Here is a 17005-nt window from a genome sequence, read left to right as displayed (position 1 = left end):
TTAAACGAGTCCTGGTTTGTGTTTGCCACGCGCTCTCATTGCTGCGTAGATCACTGGCAATACTAGTAAAGTCAAAATAGTTGTGGTGATCATTCCGCCTACAATCACAAGGGCCAATGGACGCTGCGCTTCCGAACCAATTGCATGTGACAGCGCTGCCGGCAAGAGACCAAGGCCAGCTAGCATCGCGGTCATCAGAACAGGGCGCACTCTCAAGGCAGCCCCATCAACCATCGCATCTTTCATAGCGCCATGCTCTTGCGCAACAGTTTTATTGATATAAGAAATCAAAATCACGCCATCCTGAATCGCAATACCAAATAACGATAAGAATCCAAACAAAGCAGAAATGCTCAAGGTCTCACCACCAAGATGCAAGGCAATGATGCCACCAATCGCAGCGAACGGAACGTTGATCAATACAATCACCGCATCCCGGAAATTACCTAAAGCAGTCACAAGCAATAAGAAAATGGCAACGAGCGTCAATGGAATGATGACCATGAGCTTTTGTTGTGCAGCCTTCATTTGATTGAATTGGCCATCCCATGCAATAGAGTAATTGGCAGGTAATGCCACATTCTTCTCCACTAAATATTTAGCATCCTCTACGGCACTCCCAAGATCACGATCACGCACACTAAAAATCACAGCAATATAGCGTTTCCCACCTTCGCGGTAAATAAAGAATGGGCCATCAGTTAATTCAACATTGGCAACCATACCCAAAGGTACCCTGGCACCTGAAGGGGTATCAATCAGTAAATTAGCAATATCGGGTAAATCGTTTCGGCTTGACTCATTTAAACGCACCGCAATACCAAAGGTTTTTTCATCCTCCAAGAAATTGCTAACTGGTGCCCCACCAATGGCATTCGCGACTACAGTCTGAACATCTCCGACATTTACACCATATCGCGCCGCTCGCTCACGATCGATTTGAATATTCAAGGTTGGCTGACCAAGCTCCCTCAAAATACTTTCGTCCTCAATACCGCGTACTTTTTTAAGCTGATCAATAACTTCATGAGCTTTGGTATTCAGTATATTTAGATCAGTACCAAAAATCTTGACCGAGTTCTCACCCTTGACACCCGACAAAGCCTCATTCACGTTGTCTTGAATATATTGAGAGAAGCTAAAGGAAACTCCAGGAATACGATTGAGCTCACCCTGTAAACGTTTCAAGAGGTCGGCTTTTGTGGTACCCTTAGGCATCGCTTCTGGGGATTTCAGATACAAACCATACTCTTGATTAAATACCCCGGTAGAGTCAGTACCATCATCAGGGCGCCCAATTTGGGCGGCAACATGGTCTATCTCAGGCTGCCTTGTAAAGGTTTCTCGCAGCTGATTGGCTATGCTAATGGAATAGTCCAAATCTACTGTATTGGGCAAGACAACCCGCAACCAAATATTGTTTTCCTCAAGAGTAGGCAAGAATGCCGTACCCAAACGGGTAGCGCTTATTAAAGTAATCCCCAACACCAAAATAGATATCGTAATTACATGCCGAGGATGATCCATGAGACGTCTAAGTAATGGCTTATAGCGACTGAGTATCCAAGTGATAAATTTTGGTGGCTCATGGTGGAAGTTTTCACCAAACGAATATGAAATCGCCGCCGGCAAGAATGTCAGACTCAAAATAATCGAGGCAATTAACGCAAAGCCCATGGTGAAGGCCATGGGCTTAAAAATAATTCCCTCAACTCCACCCATTAAAAATAAGGGGGAATAAGCAACAATAATGATGCTGGTGGAATACACCATGGCCCTTTGTACTTCGGCAGTGGCCAAAATAATGCTTTGGTTTAAGCGTTTTCCGCCATCTTCTAGATGGCGCATAACGTTTTCAGTGATGATCACTGCGGCATCTACAATCACGCCAAAGTCAATGGCCCCTAAAGAAATTAGATTAGCTGGTACGTTAAACACGTACATCATGATGAAAGAGAAACACAGTGCCAGCGGAATGACAACTGCAACTACTGCGGCGGCCCTAAAATTTCCTAAGAAGATATACAGCAATATCAAGACCATAGAGATGCCAAAGAACATCGTATGCTTTACTGTGCCGACAGTAATATCTAATAGCACCTGACGATCATAGAATGGCTTGACTTCAATGCCAGGAGGCAATACATGGGCATTGATTGTGGTAATTTTTTCACGCACTCGCGCCAAGACTTCGGAGGCATTCTCGCCGCGACGCAAATAGACGATTCCTTCTACTGAGTCAGGATTTTCGTCAAACTGGAACAAGCCCAAACGTGGTGCATTGCCAATTTCTACCGTTGCTACATCACCAATACGAACGGGCACGCCATTATTAACAGCAATCACCACGCGCCTAATATCATCTAAATTCTTTAGCAAGCCGACACCGCGTACAACAAACTGCTGTTCACCACTTGGCAAAACACCGCCGCCAGTATTGTCATTAGCCTTTGTTAAGGCATCAATTAGCTGCGCCACAGTAATATTTTTAGATTGCAGGCTCTCTGGGCGAACAATCACGTTGTACTGCCGTACCTTCCCCCCAAAGGAAGAAACGTCTGCGATTCCCGGTGTTTGTTTGAGCTCTTTATAGATCTCATAGTTCTGCAAAGTCTTTAGTCGGGTTGGAGACGCATAGTCAGACTTAACTTGGTAACGCAAGATCTCGCCAGTAGCATCCGAATCAGGACTCACACTTGAACTCACGCCCGGGGGGAAAGTCACATTTCCCAAGTTGGAAATAAAGATTTGGCGTACTTTAAAAGGATCTGCGTTGTCATTAAATTTGAGCGTGACAACGGACAAACCAAATAGAGAAACTGAGCGAAACGCTTTGACTCCCGGAATGCCAGCTAAGGCATTTTCAACTGGAATAGTGACTTGTTGCTCAACCTCAGTTGTACTTCTCCCTGGCCATTGGGAAATCGCCTGAATCGTCAGCGGCGCTACACCAGGGTAAGGCTGAATAGGCAATTGCTTGAGACTATATCCGCCCATACACAATAAAACAAAAGAAGCGAAGAGGATGAGAACACGTTTATCTAAAACGCTCCTTAGAAAGTTCGTTGCGAAACTCAATTACTCCTCCTGCTTCGCAAAACGATCATTTAACAAGACCGCGCCATCCGTTAATACTTGCATACCAGGCTCAACACCTTCGGTCACCGCAAATTGTTTGCCATCAAGATCGAAACCTTTCACCACAAAACGTCTAAAAGTATCCGGGGCCGTTCTGATAATGACATAACGCATCTCGCGAACCCGCACAATAGCAGTCTGTGGCAAAACGACAGCCTGCGATGAGCCAACCTGTAGCTTGCCTGAAGCAAACATATCCGGACGCAATAAACCATCGGAATTATCAACATCACAACGAATCACTAAGGCCCTGGTATCCGGATCAATAGTGGGCGCAATAAAATTAGTTTTAGCAGTGAATACTTTGTCTGGATAGGCTTCAGTACGCAAAATAATGGTTTGACCTTTTTGAATCTTGGCAATATCTTGCTCGTATACATTACCCAAGAACCATAAGGCCTTCGGATCCGCCAAGGTGGCCAAAACATCGCCAATGTTGGCAAAAGCACCAGGCTCTACTGCACGCTTCACTACCACGCCATCAATTGGTGATCGCACCACTAAGTTGGTTTGCGTTTTACCAGTCTTTTCTAGGAAATGAATGTCGCCATCACCGGCACCTAAATTACGAATGCGGTTGGCAGCAGCCTCTTGTGTAATACGAGAATCCGACAATAAATCACCCATCGCTTTATTACCCTCTAGAATCTTCGTAGTCTTAGAGGACAGTAGATATTCTTGCTGAGCAGAAATGAAATCTGGGCTATACATCTCCAAAACAGGAGAGCCCACTTTTACTTGCGCACCATCAAAGGCGTCAATCCGCTCAACCCGTCCAGCAGCTCGAGCCGAGAGCACTTTCGATTTTTCAGCATTAAACGTCAAACGACCAGGCATCGCTAACTCAACTGGAACATCCGATTTAATGGCCTCGGTAAATACATAAACATCTGGATTTAAATTGAGACCTGGGAGCTTTAACTCCATCGCACCAGACGACTCTACCTTTAATGACTTATCATTTTTTTCAAGCTTGACTGGACGGTTCACATTAACAAATAGCCCTATCACAATGCCCAGCATCAAAATTGAAATACAAATGATCACTAAACGCAGTCGAGCGCGCGTCTCCGGTGGTAGCGCCCAATAGGAGCGATGGATATTATTTGTATTCGCATCAATGCGCGCTACAAATTGATGCTTTAGCTTATGCGCTTCTGCAAGGGCTCGCTGGTAAATGGCAATCAGTTTATGCTTCAAAACAACTCCTTAAAAAGGTTCTTTACCGGCCGTAGCCAATAAAACAGCTTGCGCTTGCAATAAATTACTCTCCGCGAGAGCCAGCTGAATTTCCAAGCCGCGTAATTGCGTTTGTGCTGTTAACAAATCATTGAACCCTTGGCCATTATTGGAATACTGAGTTAATCCGACCTTGTATGCTGCATCAGCCTGAGGTACTTGCCTATCCCTGAGAAAGTTTGCCGCAGTTCTGGCTTGCTCATAAGAAGCGTAAGCTGAGTTCACAGCCAGCACGATCTGTTGACGATTAGAAATATCGCTTGCCTCAGCAGAAGCTTGATTGCGGATCGCTTGTTCCACCCCGTATTTCTCCTTGGTAAAAAAGTACAAAGGAATAATGAGGTCTAACTCTAACTGGTAAAACAAGGCACCATTATTGGCTGAAAATGGTCCGCGTGGGGTATAGGAAGAACCAATCACCTGGAAATCTGGCAAGTAGGCCTTCTTCGCCAAGGTCACCCCTTTGCGAGCGGCCTCCAATTGGAGGGCAGATCCTTTTAGACTTGGGTGACTAGATTCGGCGTAATCCTCTAACTCTATCAAGGTTGGCATTGCATTCATCGAACGGCGGACATCGCCTTTGAGAACAAGCTTTTCACGTGAGTGGCGCCCCACTAAAGTATTAATGTTGTTTAACGCTACTTGTAGCTGGCGCTCTAAATTAAATTGATCTGCTTCTGCAGAACTTTGAGCAACTTGAGCATTTAAATACTCAACATAAGCAGCAGCATTATTCGCATAGCGAGCCTTCGCAACATTCTTAATCATCTCCAAACGAATCACCGACTCTTTTAGCACTTGCAACTGCTTTTGTGCAGCAAGCGCGCTGTAATACAGCGTAGATAACTGTGCACCTAACTGCAAATAGGCTGCCTCAGATTGAGCCAGCAATGCCTCTGCATTGGTATCGGCAATATCAGCAGCTAAACTCTTTTTACCTGGAAACTGAAATGGCTGAGCAATCGAAATTGAGTTATTACTACTAATTCCACCGGGGTATTGCTGAGATGGTGCATTAGCACCACCTAATGCAAATGGGGAGTTAGCCGGCATACCGGACCACACTAGACCAACCTGTGGATTAGCTGGTGCTGCAATTTGAGGCACAGTTGCTTTCGCCGATAAATACGATTCACGCAATGCGCCAAGCTGGGGATTATTGAGTTTGAGCTCACTCCAAAGTTGGCGTAAATCCATTTCTGATGAGCCAGTTGATGCGTTGTTGACATAAATCTTTGGGGTATTTTGTTTGGTAACTGGTGCAAATAGTTCCGTAGCCTTTGAGGACTTATCCTTAGCACTCAGCTGAGCACTAATTGAGGGAGGCGCAGTTAAAGATGTATCACCTGTTTGCACGCTGACACTTGCCGGCGTGATGTCATTGGTAGCGGACTGCGCAAACACAGAGCAAGCAAAAGTCGCAACTACCAAGGAAGTGATGCAGTGAGCAGCATTGAATGCGCTAATTTTGCGTGTAAGGATTAACAAATGCGGCAGCCTCTAAATCAATAAAAATGCTGTTTTTATAGCTCCAGATGCAGATTTCGACCAAATTTAAACGCGATTCTGGAGGTTTTAAGGATTATAGGGGATAAAGGATAAAAGTCGAATTATTAAAATTCTCTATGTTATTGATTCTAAAGATAATAATTATGGATCGAGTCTAAAAATTCTTAGAACTCGGCATGAATCCTAAAAGACACAACATTTACAGGACCGCGAGCAGCATTGTAGGCTGGGTTCATGATGTGCTGATAGTTGAGACCCAAGAGGACATTTTGAATCACCAAAGCGTTGTAGTACACCTCACTAATTTGTTCAGGCTTATAACTAATAGACTGACTTGGACCTGCGTAAGGATAAGGGGTGTCACCAATGAAATTGGAAATTCCTCCTGCTTGTAAATAGGCTCTTCGATTAGATGAAATGCCATTGAGCATCGCAGATAGGCCTATCGTATCTTTGGCCCTACCCCAGCGCTCACCATTAATCCCCATACCAACAGATAAAGAGCTGTCGGCCTCTGCAAAAGCCATAGTTTCTGTATGGCCATCGGATGTGAATGCCCGCATGTATATACCCATGTCCTTGGTCAAGGCTTGTTCAGCATTTAAACCAATACCGGTTTTGACTTGAGCGCTATTGCGAACATTGACAATAGCTTGAGTGCCCTGAGCATTATTCACCAACAAATAATTAGTAGCGTCAGTAAATCGTGCCATAACCATGCGATTACGGTAACCTAGGACACTGACCTTACCCGGTAAGCTGCCAATACTATGCTGACGCTCTACCTCAATCTGATCACCGTAAGAATTAAAAATTTGCCAGTTCAGATCGCGCCCGTTTGGGTCTTTTGGAGCTAGCATGCGTGAGGCTCTAAAGACCCAATTATCACGATACCACTCACCCGCCAAGCCCCAGCTATAGCCGCGCGCATCGGCTGCGTAGTCATAAGATAGGTAAGTCATATTGCCCCAGTTCATAAATTGCACGCGGGGATCTTTAGCGTACCTACTGTCATCAAAAATATCTAATGTAGAAAACTGTCCTGCAGTAATCACAAATCGATTGCTGCTGACTGTTTGACCAATCTGGTTGGCATCATTTTCTAACTCGACCTTACCGCCCTCTTGGTTAATCGTTTGACGCAAGAATGCGCGAGCAGAATAAAAGTGGGCTTGTGCACCTTGTGCGCGAGTTGCCTCGCCATTGGTAGGACCACCTAAACCTGTCAATCCAGAAAAAGGCACCCCAGAAACTACTTCAGGATTGAAATAAATATCAGTATCAGAGGCGACACGTGCACCAAAAAATAGCGTCCCCGACCAGGTATAACTCATCGACTTATCGGGTAGCAAACTGTTTTGCCCCTGATAAGGGGAATTGAATGCGTTGTAGCGCTGATTAATATAGGTAGTTTGACCGTGTACGTTTACAGGCAACCCTAGGATCTCACCTTCTGTTGGCAATCCCTGAATTGCTTCTGCAAAACTCGCAACTTGGTCGGCACCTGACCCTGCCCGCTGTGCATACACAGAAGCAGTGACAAAACTTAACAAGAGAATGAGCAAAAGCTTGCGGGTCATTCACGATTTCTGATGAGGTTGCTAAACCTAGTGGTTATGGCAACAGATTGAAGGAAAAATCTGTGCTCTCACGGCCTGGGATTGAAGCCCAAGGGTGGTGCAGCCCAAATTATCCCCAAAAAGAGGCAATTTACCTAGTCTTTATGTCCTAGAGATGACAGATCGAGGATCAATCACTGATAGATTGGGCTCGAATTAGTCTTTGGGTGTGCCCTGAAAACAACTCACCACCCGGAACGAAGAAGAATTAGCGGCGATCCATTAAGGCGCGAGCCAAAGTGCCAGCATCCACATACTCAAGCTCGCCACCCACTGGAATGCCCCTTGCGATTCGAGTGACCTTGATGCCTTTAGCTTTGAGTACTTCACCGATGTAATGAGCAGTGGCCTCACCTTCACTAGTGAAATTCGTAGCCAAGACCACTTCACGAATCGATACACCAGTATCGGGAGCTTCAATACGCTTGAGCAAGCGATCAAAGCCGATTTCATTTGGGCCCATACCATCGAGTGGTGAGAGGCGACCCATCAATACAAAGTAATTACCTTTGAAACTGAGCGTCTGCTCCACCATAACTTGGTCGGCAGGAGTTTCTACTATGCAAAGCAACGAAGGATCACGGCGGCCATCGGAACAAGTACTACAAACCTGCGTCTCTGAAAAGGTATTGCAACGCGCGCAGTGTCCTACTGTTTCAACTGCCTCACCCAATGATTGAGCGAGTACTGCCGCACCATTACGGTCATGCTGTAATAAATAGAACGCCATGCGCTGCGCTGACTTGGGTCCTACCCCAGGGAGAACGCGTAATGCCTCGATCAATCGACCGAGTGCATCTTGAGGTGCTTCTATGCGCGCCATTAAAGATTCAGGTTCGTATTTAGAAAGATTGAATTAGAACGGCAACTTAAAGCCTGGGGGCATTGGCATACCAGCAGTGGCGCCAGACATCATCTGGGCACTTGCCGCTTCCACTTGTTTGAATGCTTCTGTGTAAGCAGTCACGATGAGATCTTCCAACATCTCACGATCATCCATAGCACCTGGATCTATCTGCACACGTTTGAGTTCGTATTTGCCAGAAACAGTTACTTTTACTAAGCCACCGGCAGCTTGGCCAGTTACTTCCAACGCAGCCAACTCGGCTTGCGCAGTTTTCATCTTCTCTTGCATCTGCTGAGCCTGTTTCATGAGGCCCGCAAGTCCACCTTTCATCATCGCTTTATTTCCTTAGTGGTATTAATTGTGATTTATGAATATTGAAATTGAATTAAAGAGGCTTAACAGAACCGCCGACTACTTTGGCGCCAAACTCTCTTTCTAATTGCTGAATAAATGGATCGGCAGCAATCATTTGCTCCGCATTCATTCTTTTCTCTTGATGAATCTGAGCATCTACCTTAGCCACTGTCTTACCTTCTACTTCGCCCTTTTCAATTACGATCTTGACGGGCTTGCCAAAGTGAGTTGTAAGCGCATCAGCCAAACGACCAACAGAAGCTTCTGAAGCTAACTGCGGCATCGGCGTGAGGATAGTTGCACGCACCCCAGAAGCTGAATCATTCCAATCTTGCAACTCTGTCTGAAATGCTAACTGCTGCACCATCCCTTTAACGGGTAACTGACGCATCAAGGCATGCCAATCAGGACGCTCGGCAGAACTGGCCACGGAAATTTGTGCAGCTGGTGCTGACGGTGTAGACACTGGAGCGGCAGGCGCAGCTGCTCTAGCAGCAGGTGCTGGTGCAGACGCTTTAGGAGCGGCCGCTATTGGACGAGCAGTATTGACTGGTGTAGCCGATGGAGATGACGGTGCTGGAGAAGAATTACTTCCTCCGCCGCTATTGCCTCCGGGACGGAACGCCAACATACGTAATAGGGTCATGGCAAAGCCAGTTTGCTCATCCGGTGCCAGCGATAAATCTGGACGACTTGTAATCGTGATTTGATAGAAGAGTTGCGCCTCTTCTTTTGTGAGCTGGCCTGCCAAGCGACAAATCTCGCCTGCTTCTGGCCAATCTTCTAAAACGGATTCTGGAACGACTTGGGCTGCTGCAATTTTTTGCAACAGACTAGAGAGATCTTGCAACGCCAATGAGAAAGACATGCTGCGCTCACCCATTTCGTTTGCGACTGCAAGAAGGCTTGCACCATCTTTAGCAATCAAGCAATCTAAAATACGGATGAGATAAGCATCATCTAATGTGCCAAGCATGCCGCGTACAGATTCTTCGCTAACTCTGCCAGCCGCATAGGCAATGGCCTGATCGGTTAGCGACAAAGCATCACGCATTGAACCTTGAGCCGCCTTGGCGAGAACACGTAAGGCATTGACTTCGCACTCCACCTTCTCAGCAGCGAGCACTTTTTCTAAATGTTCAACAATGAGCGGTACTGGCATTTGCTTGAGGTTGAACTGCAAGCAACGAGACAGAATGGTAACTGGGATCTTTTGTGGATCGGTAGTAGCTAGAATAAATTTGACGTGCTCTGGCGGCTCTTCCAAGGTTTTAAGCATGGCATTGAAGGCATGATTGGTGAGCATATGCACCTCGTCAATCATGTAGACCTTATAACGCGCATTGCTGGGTGCGTAAGCTGCCTTTTCTAGGAGGGCAGCAATATCGTCAACGCCACGATTACTTGCAGCATCCATCTCTATATAGTCAACAAAGCGACCAGCATCGATTTCCATGCAGGCTGGGCATTTTCCGCAAGGCTCTGAAGTCATCTTGCCGGAACCATCAGACCCCGTGCAATTGAGGGCCTTAGCCATAATCCGGGCAATTGTGGTCTTACCTACTCCACGGGTACCCGTAAAGAGCCATGCGTGGTGCAGACGACCCTGATCCAAAGCATGGGTTAAGGCCTTAACCACATGGTCTTGGCCGACTAATTCAGAGAAGGTTTTGGGGCGCCACGAACGGGCTAATGCCAATGCTGTCATGTCTTACATTCTAACAAGCTAAAATGGAATCGGATGGGCCTCCCCGCATGGTGGGTTGGATAACCTGGTCAGGTCGGGAACGAAGCAGCCAAACCCAATTTCTGCCAGTGCCGGGGGTTTGGCTCATCCACCCTCCCCAATGGAATGCCCTAAGACCAAGCCGGCTTACTTCTGTAGCTTTTTAGCCCCCCCGCTCCCCTGAATTCTCTTTTAATTTCTTAGCAAAAGCAGCCCTGCCTTCAGCTTCGGAAACGATCCTTAACTAGCGTTAATAAACTTTCTGCCTGCGTAATTGCTTCTGACGTCAATGCATCTGAAACTAGATCTCCTGAATAATCGATAGCGTTTCTTTGCTTGCGCAACTGATCGAGCAATATGAGTCTAGTTTTATCCAGACCGATAGTTAAGGGCAATGCCTGCAACATGAGCTGATGATGTCCTGGCTTACTAGTTAGCACCCTATAGCCTTTTGCTTGCAATGCTGCTTTGGACATTTGCATAATAGCTTTATAAGCTAAATCAAAACGACTTTCATTGCTAATGGTTTTTAATTTAGCATCTTGCAAACTCGACTGCGCAGCTTCAATGAGCCTGCGAATCATTAAGCGATCGATTTCTATTGAATCAAGACTGATTCCGACTAGATTTTGTAGGGTGATCTGAGGCCTCATTAGTGTGGAGTTGTTGCTCATCCCCAATAATGAAGAGCTTTGGCTTGCTCAATACATCATGGATGAAGGCTCCATTATCTTTCACCAACCTGCTCCACTCTTTAGCAGCATAGACCTTAGGGTTAATCTCTCTTCCCAATTGCTCTTGCAAGGGATGCAACAGCAGAACAACTTCTGCATAACTTACTCCACCAATGAACATGAGATCAATGTCACTTTTAGCATTTACCTTTCCACTCGCAACTGATCCAAATACAAACGCGCTTTGTATTTTTTCACTCAAAGGTAACAAGGCAGTAATTAATACATCACTTAAGCCACTTGTCTTACGCAAAACATTGGCGAGGTCTACGTAAATTTGACACTCTTGATTTGCTTGGTAATGATTTTGATTGCCTACTTTCTGAACTGTAAGTAAACCCACCTCTAACAACTTATCCATTTCCCGCTTAAGAGTGCCTGGCACAGTTGTAGTGAGTCGAGCAATTTCACGCAAATAGTAGGAGCGCTCTGGATGAAGAAGAAGCAAGCCCAATACACGGCTGCGATATTCGGTGAAAAGTACGGATGAGAGTGTCGACATACCCTAAATATTGCACTAATGTTGCTTAATTAGCAACTATAGTAGCTTTTAAAGCAACATTAAGACAAAATCAAATGAAAGGTCTAAAAGACCTTCAGAATCCTCAATATTCCCCAAATCATCCAAATGATTGCCAAAACTAAAACAGCCCTAGCGTCTAACTGGATCTTAAATAGCTGTAGCTGCCTGTGAGAACACTCAATAGAAACACGCAAAGCTGATCTCCTAAATATAGAAGATTTCAGCGTAGAGACTTAAGAATGTGGTGAATAGAGATGAAGGATGAATTGATCGTAGGAAAGCATTACACCTTCCTACGCCAAACCTATCAAGACTACTTTTGTGAATCCGTATTGCGGCCTTGCGTTACTTTCTTGCGCATGTATGCTGGCTTGACGGCTTCTTCTATCATGCAGAACATCAGAATGTCATCTAAATCAGCAACTCGATAAATTAGTTATTTTTATTTTTTAAGGCTTCTTCTAGTTGATTGATTTTATTTTGCATTGCAGTCATCTTAGCATTAAGCGCGCCAACGTTTAAGAAAGTCTCCTCGGCAACTGGCACTTTGAGGTTGTTACCCCAGCCCAGCCATGACGAGTCATATACCTTGACCTTCTTAAAGCCCAAAGACTTAAGTACTGTGGCAGTCTCAGAGGCCCGCACACCACTTTGGCAATAGACCACGGTTTCTTTATCAGGATCGAGATTGGCATACAGTTTTTTTAAATCTGTTTGATTTTTTAGCGCCATGCCAGAGTTATCAGCAACTTGTTTCTTACCTAACTTGATCGCAGTTGCTGGGTCTTGCCAATTGTCTTCGAAGGGGATATTGGTGGCATTGGGAATGTGGCCACCCCGAATCGTACGCACATCCTTACCTGAGAACTCATTAGGTGTCCTGGCATCAATGATTTGCACCGATTTCGACTGGGCAAGCTTGAGCATCTCCTCATTACTAACAACCAATTGAGGCTGCGGTACTAGTACTACTGATACTGGCGGTAAGGTTTGGCGCTCTTTTTGAATTGGTAGGCCAGCTTGTTTCCAGCCATCAATACCATCATGGTAAATCTGCGCATCTTTTCCACCAAAATAATTAATGGTGTAAAGACCAAAATAAGTATATGGATTGCCGCGTGCACCATAAACTACAACATCTTTATTCACATCTAAACCAGCAGCGTTAAAAATCTTCTGAATTTGTTCTGTAGGGATGTAGTCTTCTTTATTTGGGTCACGCAGTACATTACCGATCTCACCAATATTGATTGCCCCTGGGATGTGGCCGTCTAAGTAACTTTTTTCATCGCGTACATCCCAAATAATAGAACCGCGAGCAATTGCCTGCTGTACTTGATCGGTTTGGATGATGGTCGTTTTTTGCTGGGCAAATGCCATAGAAAAAATGAACGCCAATATGATTGCCAATAGTGATTTCACGATACTTCCCTGGATTAAATATGAGTGAATAAGCGATAAATCGATGATAAACCAACGCCTACCCATCAGCGATCTCCGCACAAAACGAGCAATTGATATGGTTTTGGGTATGTGGCTTTTATTCAATATCAATTGAGCAACTTAATTCGAGGCACAATAGGATGATTCAATCCCAATAGACTCCTATGCCCCAAGCCATTATTTTTGATGCAGAAGCGACCGATAAAAACGATGCTGTCATTATTGAAGCTGCTTCATTAGATGTCACCTCCCTCAATCCATTTGAAGTGGGCAATCCTTGGGTGCAACGTTACAACCCGGGTAAGCCTATTAGCCTAGGTGCACTTGCTACCCATCACATCATGGATGAGGAATTGATCAACTGTCCCGCAAGCAGCTCTTTTAAATTGCCGGCCAGAACTAAATATCTCATTGGCCACAATATTGATTTTGATTGGGTTGCAATTGGCAGCCCTGAAGTCAAGCGCATTTGCACTTTGGCGCTTGCGCGTAGTCTATGGCCTGATTTAGATAGTCACACGCAAAGCGCTCTGCTCTATTACTTTGAACGCGATACTGCTAGAGATCAACTGCGCAATGCGCATAGTGCCTTAGCCGATGTATGGATCTGCTCAAAAATTGTTGCTCAGATTATCGATAAGTTACACCCTGCTTCTTTGGATGCTTTATGGGAGATGTCCGAGAAAGCCAGAATTCCAAAGACCATGCCTTATGGCAAACATAAGGGTGAGCTCATTAGCCAAGTGCCCAGTGATTACAAGCAATGGCTACTACGCCAAGACAACGTCTCTGGTTATTTGCGCAAAGCTTTAGAAGCCAATTAATCAAGCCTTGTAGCGCCCCATCAACCTGCCCATTTGACAGGCTAAATCTTCCTACATCAAATTCAGTAATTCCTGATGTAATATGTGTATTATTATTGGTACGCTATATGGATGAAGACCCCCATACTAGAAGTGCGTTTTTTTAAAACAGAAACAAATAACGAGCCCGTTAGAAATTGGCTTCAATTGCAGACTGTCAAGGATAAAAAGCGAATAGGTGAAGATATTAAAACCGTTCAATTTGGCTGGCCTCTTGGAATGCCTCTTGTCAGACACATTGATGGCGAAATTTGGGAGATTCGGTGCAGACTCAGTGGTGGTATTGCGAGAGTTCTTTTTGTACTAGAGAACAACATCATGATATTGATTCATGGATTTATCAAGAAACAGCAAAAAATACCCAAGCAAGATTTAGATTTAGCAAAAACTAGAGTAAAGCAGTTAAGGAGATCGGTATGAAGAAAAAGCATATTGGCAGCAATTTTGACGAATTCTTAAAAGAAGAATCCCTGCTCGAACACTCAACTGCCGTAGCAGTAAAACGTGTCATAGCCTGGCAAATTGAGCGTGAAATGGAGAAACAACAAATCACCAAGACTTCTATGGCTAAGAAAATGCATACCAGTCGCGCAGCTTTAAATCGCCTGCTTGATGAAAGCAACACCAGCCTCACATTAATTACACTAGCCAGTGCAGCGACTGCCCTGGGAAAGAGAATTAAGCTTGAACTAAAGGCCGCCTAAAAAGAATAAGGGAATAAGGAATCCGTGATTTCCTTATTCCCCTTCCAGGCCTACTGCTTGTTCTTTACTGATATTTACGATTGAAGACTTGTTTTGTTGCGCTTTCATGACGCTTAGTATTTTTCAATACTGCGCAGTAAGACAAAACCATGATGGCTACGAGAGAAATTCCGTTTAAGTTGTTTAGTAAGTCCATTTGCTTCTCCTTTATTTGTTATTACGTGTTATTGACTAATTAATTGCTTTGTTTGCTACTAAATTCTTTATCTAGCTACCGGTAACTCATCCCACTTAGTCGTATAGTTCGGCGACCGATTGTTTGATCTCATCTGCCACTCTTCTTTAGTGCCATTGGTTCCTGCGGCCGCAGATCTGATGAATGCATTGCCAAAGCGCGTGTTGATCTCATCTACCGCTTTCATCAAATGAGCAGACTTACCTTTAGTCTCGATATCCTCAAACAAGGATTGCTGAGCTGTTGGCTTGTCACTAATTAAATTCAGAATGACGCCCGCCTTCTTGTAACGGAAGTTTGCTTGATAGATTTGCTTGAGGCCTGCTAGCGCTGCATTCGTTAAGGTCAACGTGTTATCCGTTGGATCCGCCAATGGAATCGTGACGCTTTGGTGATACTGCGGCTCGTTTTGCTTAAACGGATTGGTCTGAATAAATACGGTGAGCGCGCCCGTAGTGCTATTTTGGGTTCTGAGCTTTTCAGCAGCACGCGCTACGTGAGTGGCAACCGATTCCGCAAGCTCTACCTGGCTAGTCACCAACTTACCAAAACTGCGTGAGGCAATAATTTGTTGTTTGGCTGGCGCTACTTCTTCTAGTTGCAAACAAGATGTGCCACGCAGTTCATAACAGAGGCGCTCCATCACTACGCCAAACTGTTGACGCATGACTTGTGGTGAGGCTTGCAAAAGATCAAATACGCTCTGAATATTTTGGGCTTTGAGTTTCTTGGCGATTTGTTTACCAACACCCCAGACCTCGCCCACCTCAGTCTCGCTCATCCACTGGTAGAGCTCTTCTTTTGCCATACCGTTGACATCACATACGCCAACGAACTGCTTATGTTTCTTAGCCAAGTGATTGGCTAACTTAGCTAAGGTTTTGCTGGCACCAATACCCACGCAGACTGGCAAGCCGGTGGTATCTTTCACTTCCTGTTTGATCTTTTGACCTAATTCAATCGTGTCTTGATATTGTTTTAAGGCTGTCTCGATTTGTAAAAAGCTCTCGTCGATGCTGTAAACCTCTAGGTTTGGCGTGAATGCTCTCAGCACCTGAACTACACGACTACTCATGTCGCCATACAAGGTGTAATTAGACGAGTACGCCTGAATACCATGCTTCTTAGCGAGATCCTTCATCTGAAACCAAGGCGTTCCCATCTTCACGCCAAGCGCTTTGACTTCAGCACTACGTGCTACAGTGCAGCCATCGTTATTGGATAGCACCACCATCGGTACCTCCTCTAACTTAGGCTGGAATACACGCTCACAAGAAACGTAAAAGTTGTTTACGTCCACGAGCGCGAAGAGCGGAGTTGATGTGGTTGGCGAATTGGAGTTCATCTCACTTCCCCTCTTTGCTATATCTGCCACTAGCATTACTGTACTTACGCACTACCCCAACCACTACGCCCCAGATTTGCAGCTCGCTGCCTTCATTAAAGGTAATGGGTTGATAGTTTGGGTTTTCTGGCTGGAGCTCAATACGACCGCGCAACTGATAAAGGCGCTTGATGGTGTACTCGCTATCTACTACGGCAACCACGATGTCTTTATGTTTTGGCTTAAGGGCTTTATCAACGACGACCTTGTCGCCATCACAAATCCCCGCGCCCAGCATGGAATCCCCCTTCACGGTAAACATGAAGGTAGCTGGCTTGTTCTGGACAAGGTAATGATTCAGATCGAGGCCGTCTTCGGCGTAATCTGCCGCTGGACTAGGGAATCCAGCTGACATCCGATGGCTTAGGAGCTTGAGCTCATAGGCGGCAAAATGGCCTGCCAAGGCTTGTGGTGCCTGGCTTAGGGTTACTTTTGCGGGGTTCATTACTTGCGTCATAGTCATTAATATACTGTATGTTTATACAGTATATGTAAAAACCACAAAAATGGCCTTATTTTTGTTGTTTTGGGGCTATGAGTCCCTCCCACCCCCTCTGTTTTCTCGACCTCCCTAGCCATAAACCCCGAGTACCCCATGGTTGTATTGGGACCTAGGAATTGCATAATGATCCTAGAAGTTATTCAGGAAGTTATCCCTGAAATAGCTCATATAAAAAGAACAGTAGG

At 45.2% G+C, this 17005-nt stretch carries 17 protein-coding genes and 1 other RNA gene; 5 read left to right on the top strand and 13 right to left on the bottom strand.

Annotated features, from left to right (window positions below; genetic code table 11):
* From ICE89_RS00245 to dnaX, 7 genes are all read right to left on the bottom strand, one after another.
* Nucleotides 1-3078: an efflux RND transporter permease subunit gene (locus ICE89_RS00245; protein ID WP_216264241.1), complete on the bottom strand. Its 3078-nt coding sequence runs from the start codon at nucleotides 3076-3078 to the stop codon at nucleotides 1-3.
* Nucleotides 3079-4338: an efflux RND transporter periplasmic adaptor subunit gene (locus ICE89_RS00240; RefSeq protein ID WP_216264240.1), complete on the bottom strand. Its 1260-nt coding sequence runs from the start codon at nucleotides 4336-4338 to the stop codon at nucleotides 3079-3081.
* Between the two features lie 9 nt (nucleotides 4339-4347).
* Complete coding sequence (locus ICE89_RS00235; protein ID WP_072582159.1) at nucleotides 4348-5865, bottom strand: TolC family protein; 1518 nt, start codon at nucleotides 5863-5865, stop codon at nucleotides 4348-4350.
* A 185-nt stretch (nucleotides 5866-6050) separates the two neighbouring features.
* A complete protein-coding gene (locus ICE89_RS00230; RefSeq protein WP_216264239.1) occupies nucleotides 6051-7466 on the bottom strand; it encodes a carbohydrate porin in 1416 nt (471 codons plus the stop codon).
* 247 nt (nucleotides 7467-7713) lie between these two features.
* The gene (gene recR, locus ICE89_RS00225) at nucleotides 7714-8328 is read right to left on the bottom strand and encodes a recombination mediator RecR (RefSeq protein ID WP_216264238.1); all 615 of its coding nucleotides are present in this window, start codon (nucleotides 8326-8328) and stop codon (nucleotides 7714-7716) included.
* Nucleotides 8329-8361: 33 nt separating this feature from the next.
* Nucleotides 8362-8685 carry a YbaB/EbfC family nucleoid-associated protein gene (locus tag ICE89_RS00220; protein WP_215359808.1) on the bottom strand — a complete coding sequence of 108 codons (324 nt, stop codon included), beginning with the start codon at nucleotides 8683-8685 and terminating at the stop codon, nucleotides 8362-8364.
* A 52-nt stretch (nucleotides 8686-8737) separates the two neighbouring features.
* Nucleotides 8738-10414, bottom strand: a complete 1677-nt coding sequence (dnaX, locus tag ICE89_RS00215) for a DNA polymerase III subunit gamma/tau (RefSeq protein WP_216264237.1) — start codon at nucleotides 10412-10414, stop codon at nucleotides 8738-8740.
* A gap of 32 nt (nucleotides 10415-10446) precedes the next feature.
* Here dnaX and ffs point away from each other — a divergent pair.
* Nucleotides 10447-10545, top strand: an RNA gene (gene ffs / locus ICE89_RS00210) — signal recognition particle sRNA small type.
* 108 nt (nucleotides 10546-10653) lie between these two features.
* On the opposite strand, the gene ICE89_RS00205 is transcribed toward ffs, so the two are convergent.
* Together ICE89_RS00205 and ICE89_RS00200 are read right to left on the bottom strand one after the other, a co-directional pair.
* Nucleotides 10654-11016, bottom strand: coding sequence for a DNA-binding protein (locus tag ICE89_RS00205; protein WP_216121929.1), 363 nt, complete (start codon nucleotides 11014-11016; stop codon nucleotides 10654-10656).
* Nucleotides 11017-11038: 22 nt separating this feature from the next.
* Nucleotides 11039-11668: a nucleotidyltransferase domain-containing protein gene (locus ICE89_RS00200; RefSeq protein WP_216264236.1), complete on the bottom strand. Its 630-nt coding sequence runs from the start codon at nucleotides 11666-11668 to the stop codon at nucleotides 11039-11041.
* 275 nt (nucleotides 11669-11943) lie between these two features.
* On the opposite strand from ICE89_RS00200, the gene ICE89_RS00195 reads away from it, so the two are divergent.
* On the top strand, nucleotides 11944-12120 hold the full coding sequence (locus ICE89_RS00195; protein ID WP_216264235.1) for a hypothetical protein: 177 nt from the start codon (nucleotides 11944-11946) through the stop codon (nucleotides 12118-12120).
* A gap of 1 nt (nucleotide 12121) precedes the next feature.
* Here ICE89_RS00195 and ICE89_RS00190 read toward each other — a convergent pair whose 3' ends face one another.
* The gene (locus ICE89_RS00190) at nucleotides 12122-13111 is read right to left on the bottom strand and encodes a sulfurtransferase (RefSeq protein ID WP_216264234.1); all 990 of its coding nucleotides are present in this window, start codon (nucleotides 13109-13111) and stop codon (nucleotides 12122-12124) included.
* Nucleotides 13112-13296: 185 nt separating this feature from the next.
* Here ICE89_RS00190 and ICE89_RS00185 point away from each other — a divergent pair, with 185 nt between their 5' ends.
* From ICE89_RS00185 to ICE89_RS00175, 3 genes are all read left to right on the top strand, one after another.
* On the top strand, nucleotides 13297-13956 hold the full coding sequence (locus ICE89_RS00185; RefSeq protein ID WP_216264233.1) for a putative quorum-sensing-regulated virulence factor: 660 nt from the start codon (nucleotides 13297-13299) through the stop codon (nucleotides 13954-13956).
* 111 nt (nucleotides 13957-14067) lie between these two features.
* Nucleotides 14068-14415, top strand: a complete 348-nt coding sequence (locus ICE89_RS00180) for a type II toxin-antitoxin system RelE/ParE family toxin (protein WP_216264232.1) — start codon at nucleotides 14068-14070, stop codon at nucleotides 14413-14415.
* Nucleotides 14412-14699, top strand: coding sequence for an XRE family transcriptional regulator (locus ICE89_RS00175; RefSeq protein WP_216264231.1), 288 nt, complete (start codon nucleotides 14412-14414; stop codon nucleotides 14697-14699). The genes ICE89_RS00180 and ICE89_RS00175 overlap by 4 nt, the downstream gene beginning before the upstream one ends.
* A 64-nt stretch (nucleotides 14700-14763) precedes the next feature.
* On the opposite strand, the gene ICE89_RS11675 is transcribed toward ICE89_RS00175, so the two are convergent.
* The 3 genes from ICE89_RS11675 to ICE89_RS00165 all read right to left on the bottom strand — a co-directional run bounded on the left by ICE89_RS11675 (nucleotide 14764) and on the right by ICE89_RS00165 (nucleotide 16781).
* Entirely contained in the window at nucleotides 14764-14895 is a 132-nt protein-coding gene (locus ICE89_RS11675; protein WP_255558602.1) for a hypothetical protein, read from the bottom strand.
* Nucleotides 14896-14962: 67 nt separating this feature from the next.
* Nucleotides 14963-16279 (bottom strand): Y-family DNA polymerase, encoded by a 1317-nt coding sequence (locus ICE89_RS00170; protein ID WP_216264230.1) that lies wholly within the window; start codon nucleotides 16277-16279, stop codon nucleotides 14963-14965.
* A 1-nt stretch (nucleotide 16280) separates the two neighbouring features.
* Complete coding sequence (locus ICE89_RS00165) at nucleotides 16281-16781, bottom strand: LexA family transcriptional regulator (RefSeq protein WP_216264074.1); 501 nt, start codon at nucleotides 16779-16781, stop codon at nucleotides 16281-16283.
* Nucleotides 16782-17005: the final 224 nt, after the last annotated feature.

Origin of the sequence: Polynucleobacter sp. AP-Kaivos-20-H2 (genome assembly GCF_018882215.1) — a bacterium.
In the GTDB taxonomy this organism is placed as follows: Bacteria; Pseudomonadota; Gammaproteobacteria; order Burkholderiales; family Burkholderiaceae; genus Polynucleobacter.
The sequence above is the reverse complement of the archived record's forward strand: the minus strand, read 5'-3'. Positions and strand labels throughout refer to the sequence as shown.

Bases quoted from the DNA above. Each gene is read 5' to 3' on its own strand.
- ICE89_RS00230 (WP_216264239.1), bottom strand. From the start codon at position 7,466: ATGACCCGCAAGCTTTTGCTCATTCTCTTGTTAAGTTTTGTCACTGCT.
- recR (WP_216264238.1), bottom strand. From the start codon at position 8,328: ATGGCGCGCATAGAAGCACCTCAAGATGCACTCGGTCGATTGATCGAG.
- ICE89_RS00220 (WP_215359808.1), bottom strand. From the start codon at position 8,685: ATGATGAAAGGTGGACTTGCGGGCCTCATGAAACAGGCTCAGCAGATG.
- dnaX (WP_216264237.1), bottom strand. From the start codon at position 10,414: ATGACAGCATTGGCATTAGCCCGTTCGTGGCGCCCCAAAACCTTCTCT.
- ICE89_RS00205 (WP_216121929.1), bottom strand. From the start codon at position 11,016: ATGATTCGCAGGCTCATTGAAGCTGCGCAGTCGAGTTTGCAAGATGCT.
- ICE89_RS00200 (WP_216264236.1), bottom strand. From the start codon at position 11,668: ATGTCGACACTCTCATCCGTACTTTTCACCGAATATCGCAGCCGTGTA.
- ICE89_RS00195 (WP_216264235.1), top strand. From the start codon at position 11,944: ATGAAGGATGAATTGATCGTAGGAAAGCATTACACCTTCCTACGCCAA.
- ICE89_RS00185 (WP_216264233.1), top strand. From the start codon at position 13,297: ATGCCCCAAGCCATTATTTTTGATGCAGAAGCGACCGATAAAAACGAT.
- ICE89_RS00180 (WP_216264232.1), top strand. From the start codon at position 14,068: ATGAAGACCCCCATACTAGAAGTGCGTTTTTTTAAAACAGAAACAAAT.
- ICE89_RS00175 (WP_216264231.1), top strand. From the start codon at position 14,412: ATGAAGAAAAAGCATATTGGCAGCAATTTTGACGAATTCTTAAAAGAA.
- ICE89_RS11675 (WP_255558602.1), bottom strand. From the start codon at position 14,895: ATGGACTTACTAAACAACTTAAACGGAATTTCTCTCGTAGCCATCATG.
- ICE89_RS00170 (WP_216264230.1), bottom strand. From the start codon at position 16,279: ATGAACTCCAATTCGCCAACCACATCAACTCCGCTCTTCGCGCTCGTG.
- ICE89_RS00165 (WP_216264074.1), bottom strand. From the start codon at position 16,781: ATGACTATGACGCAAGTAATGAACCCCGCAAAAGTAACCCTAAGCCAG.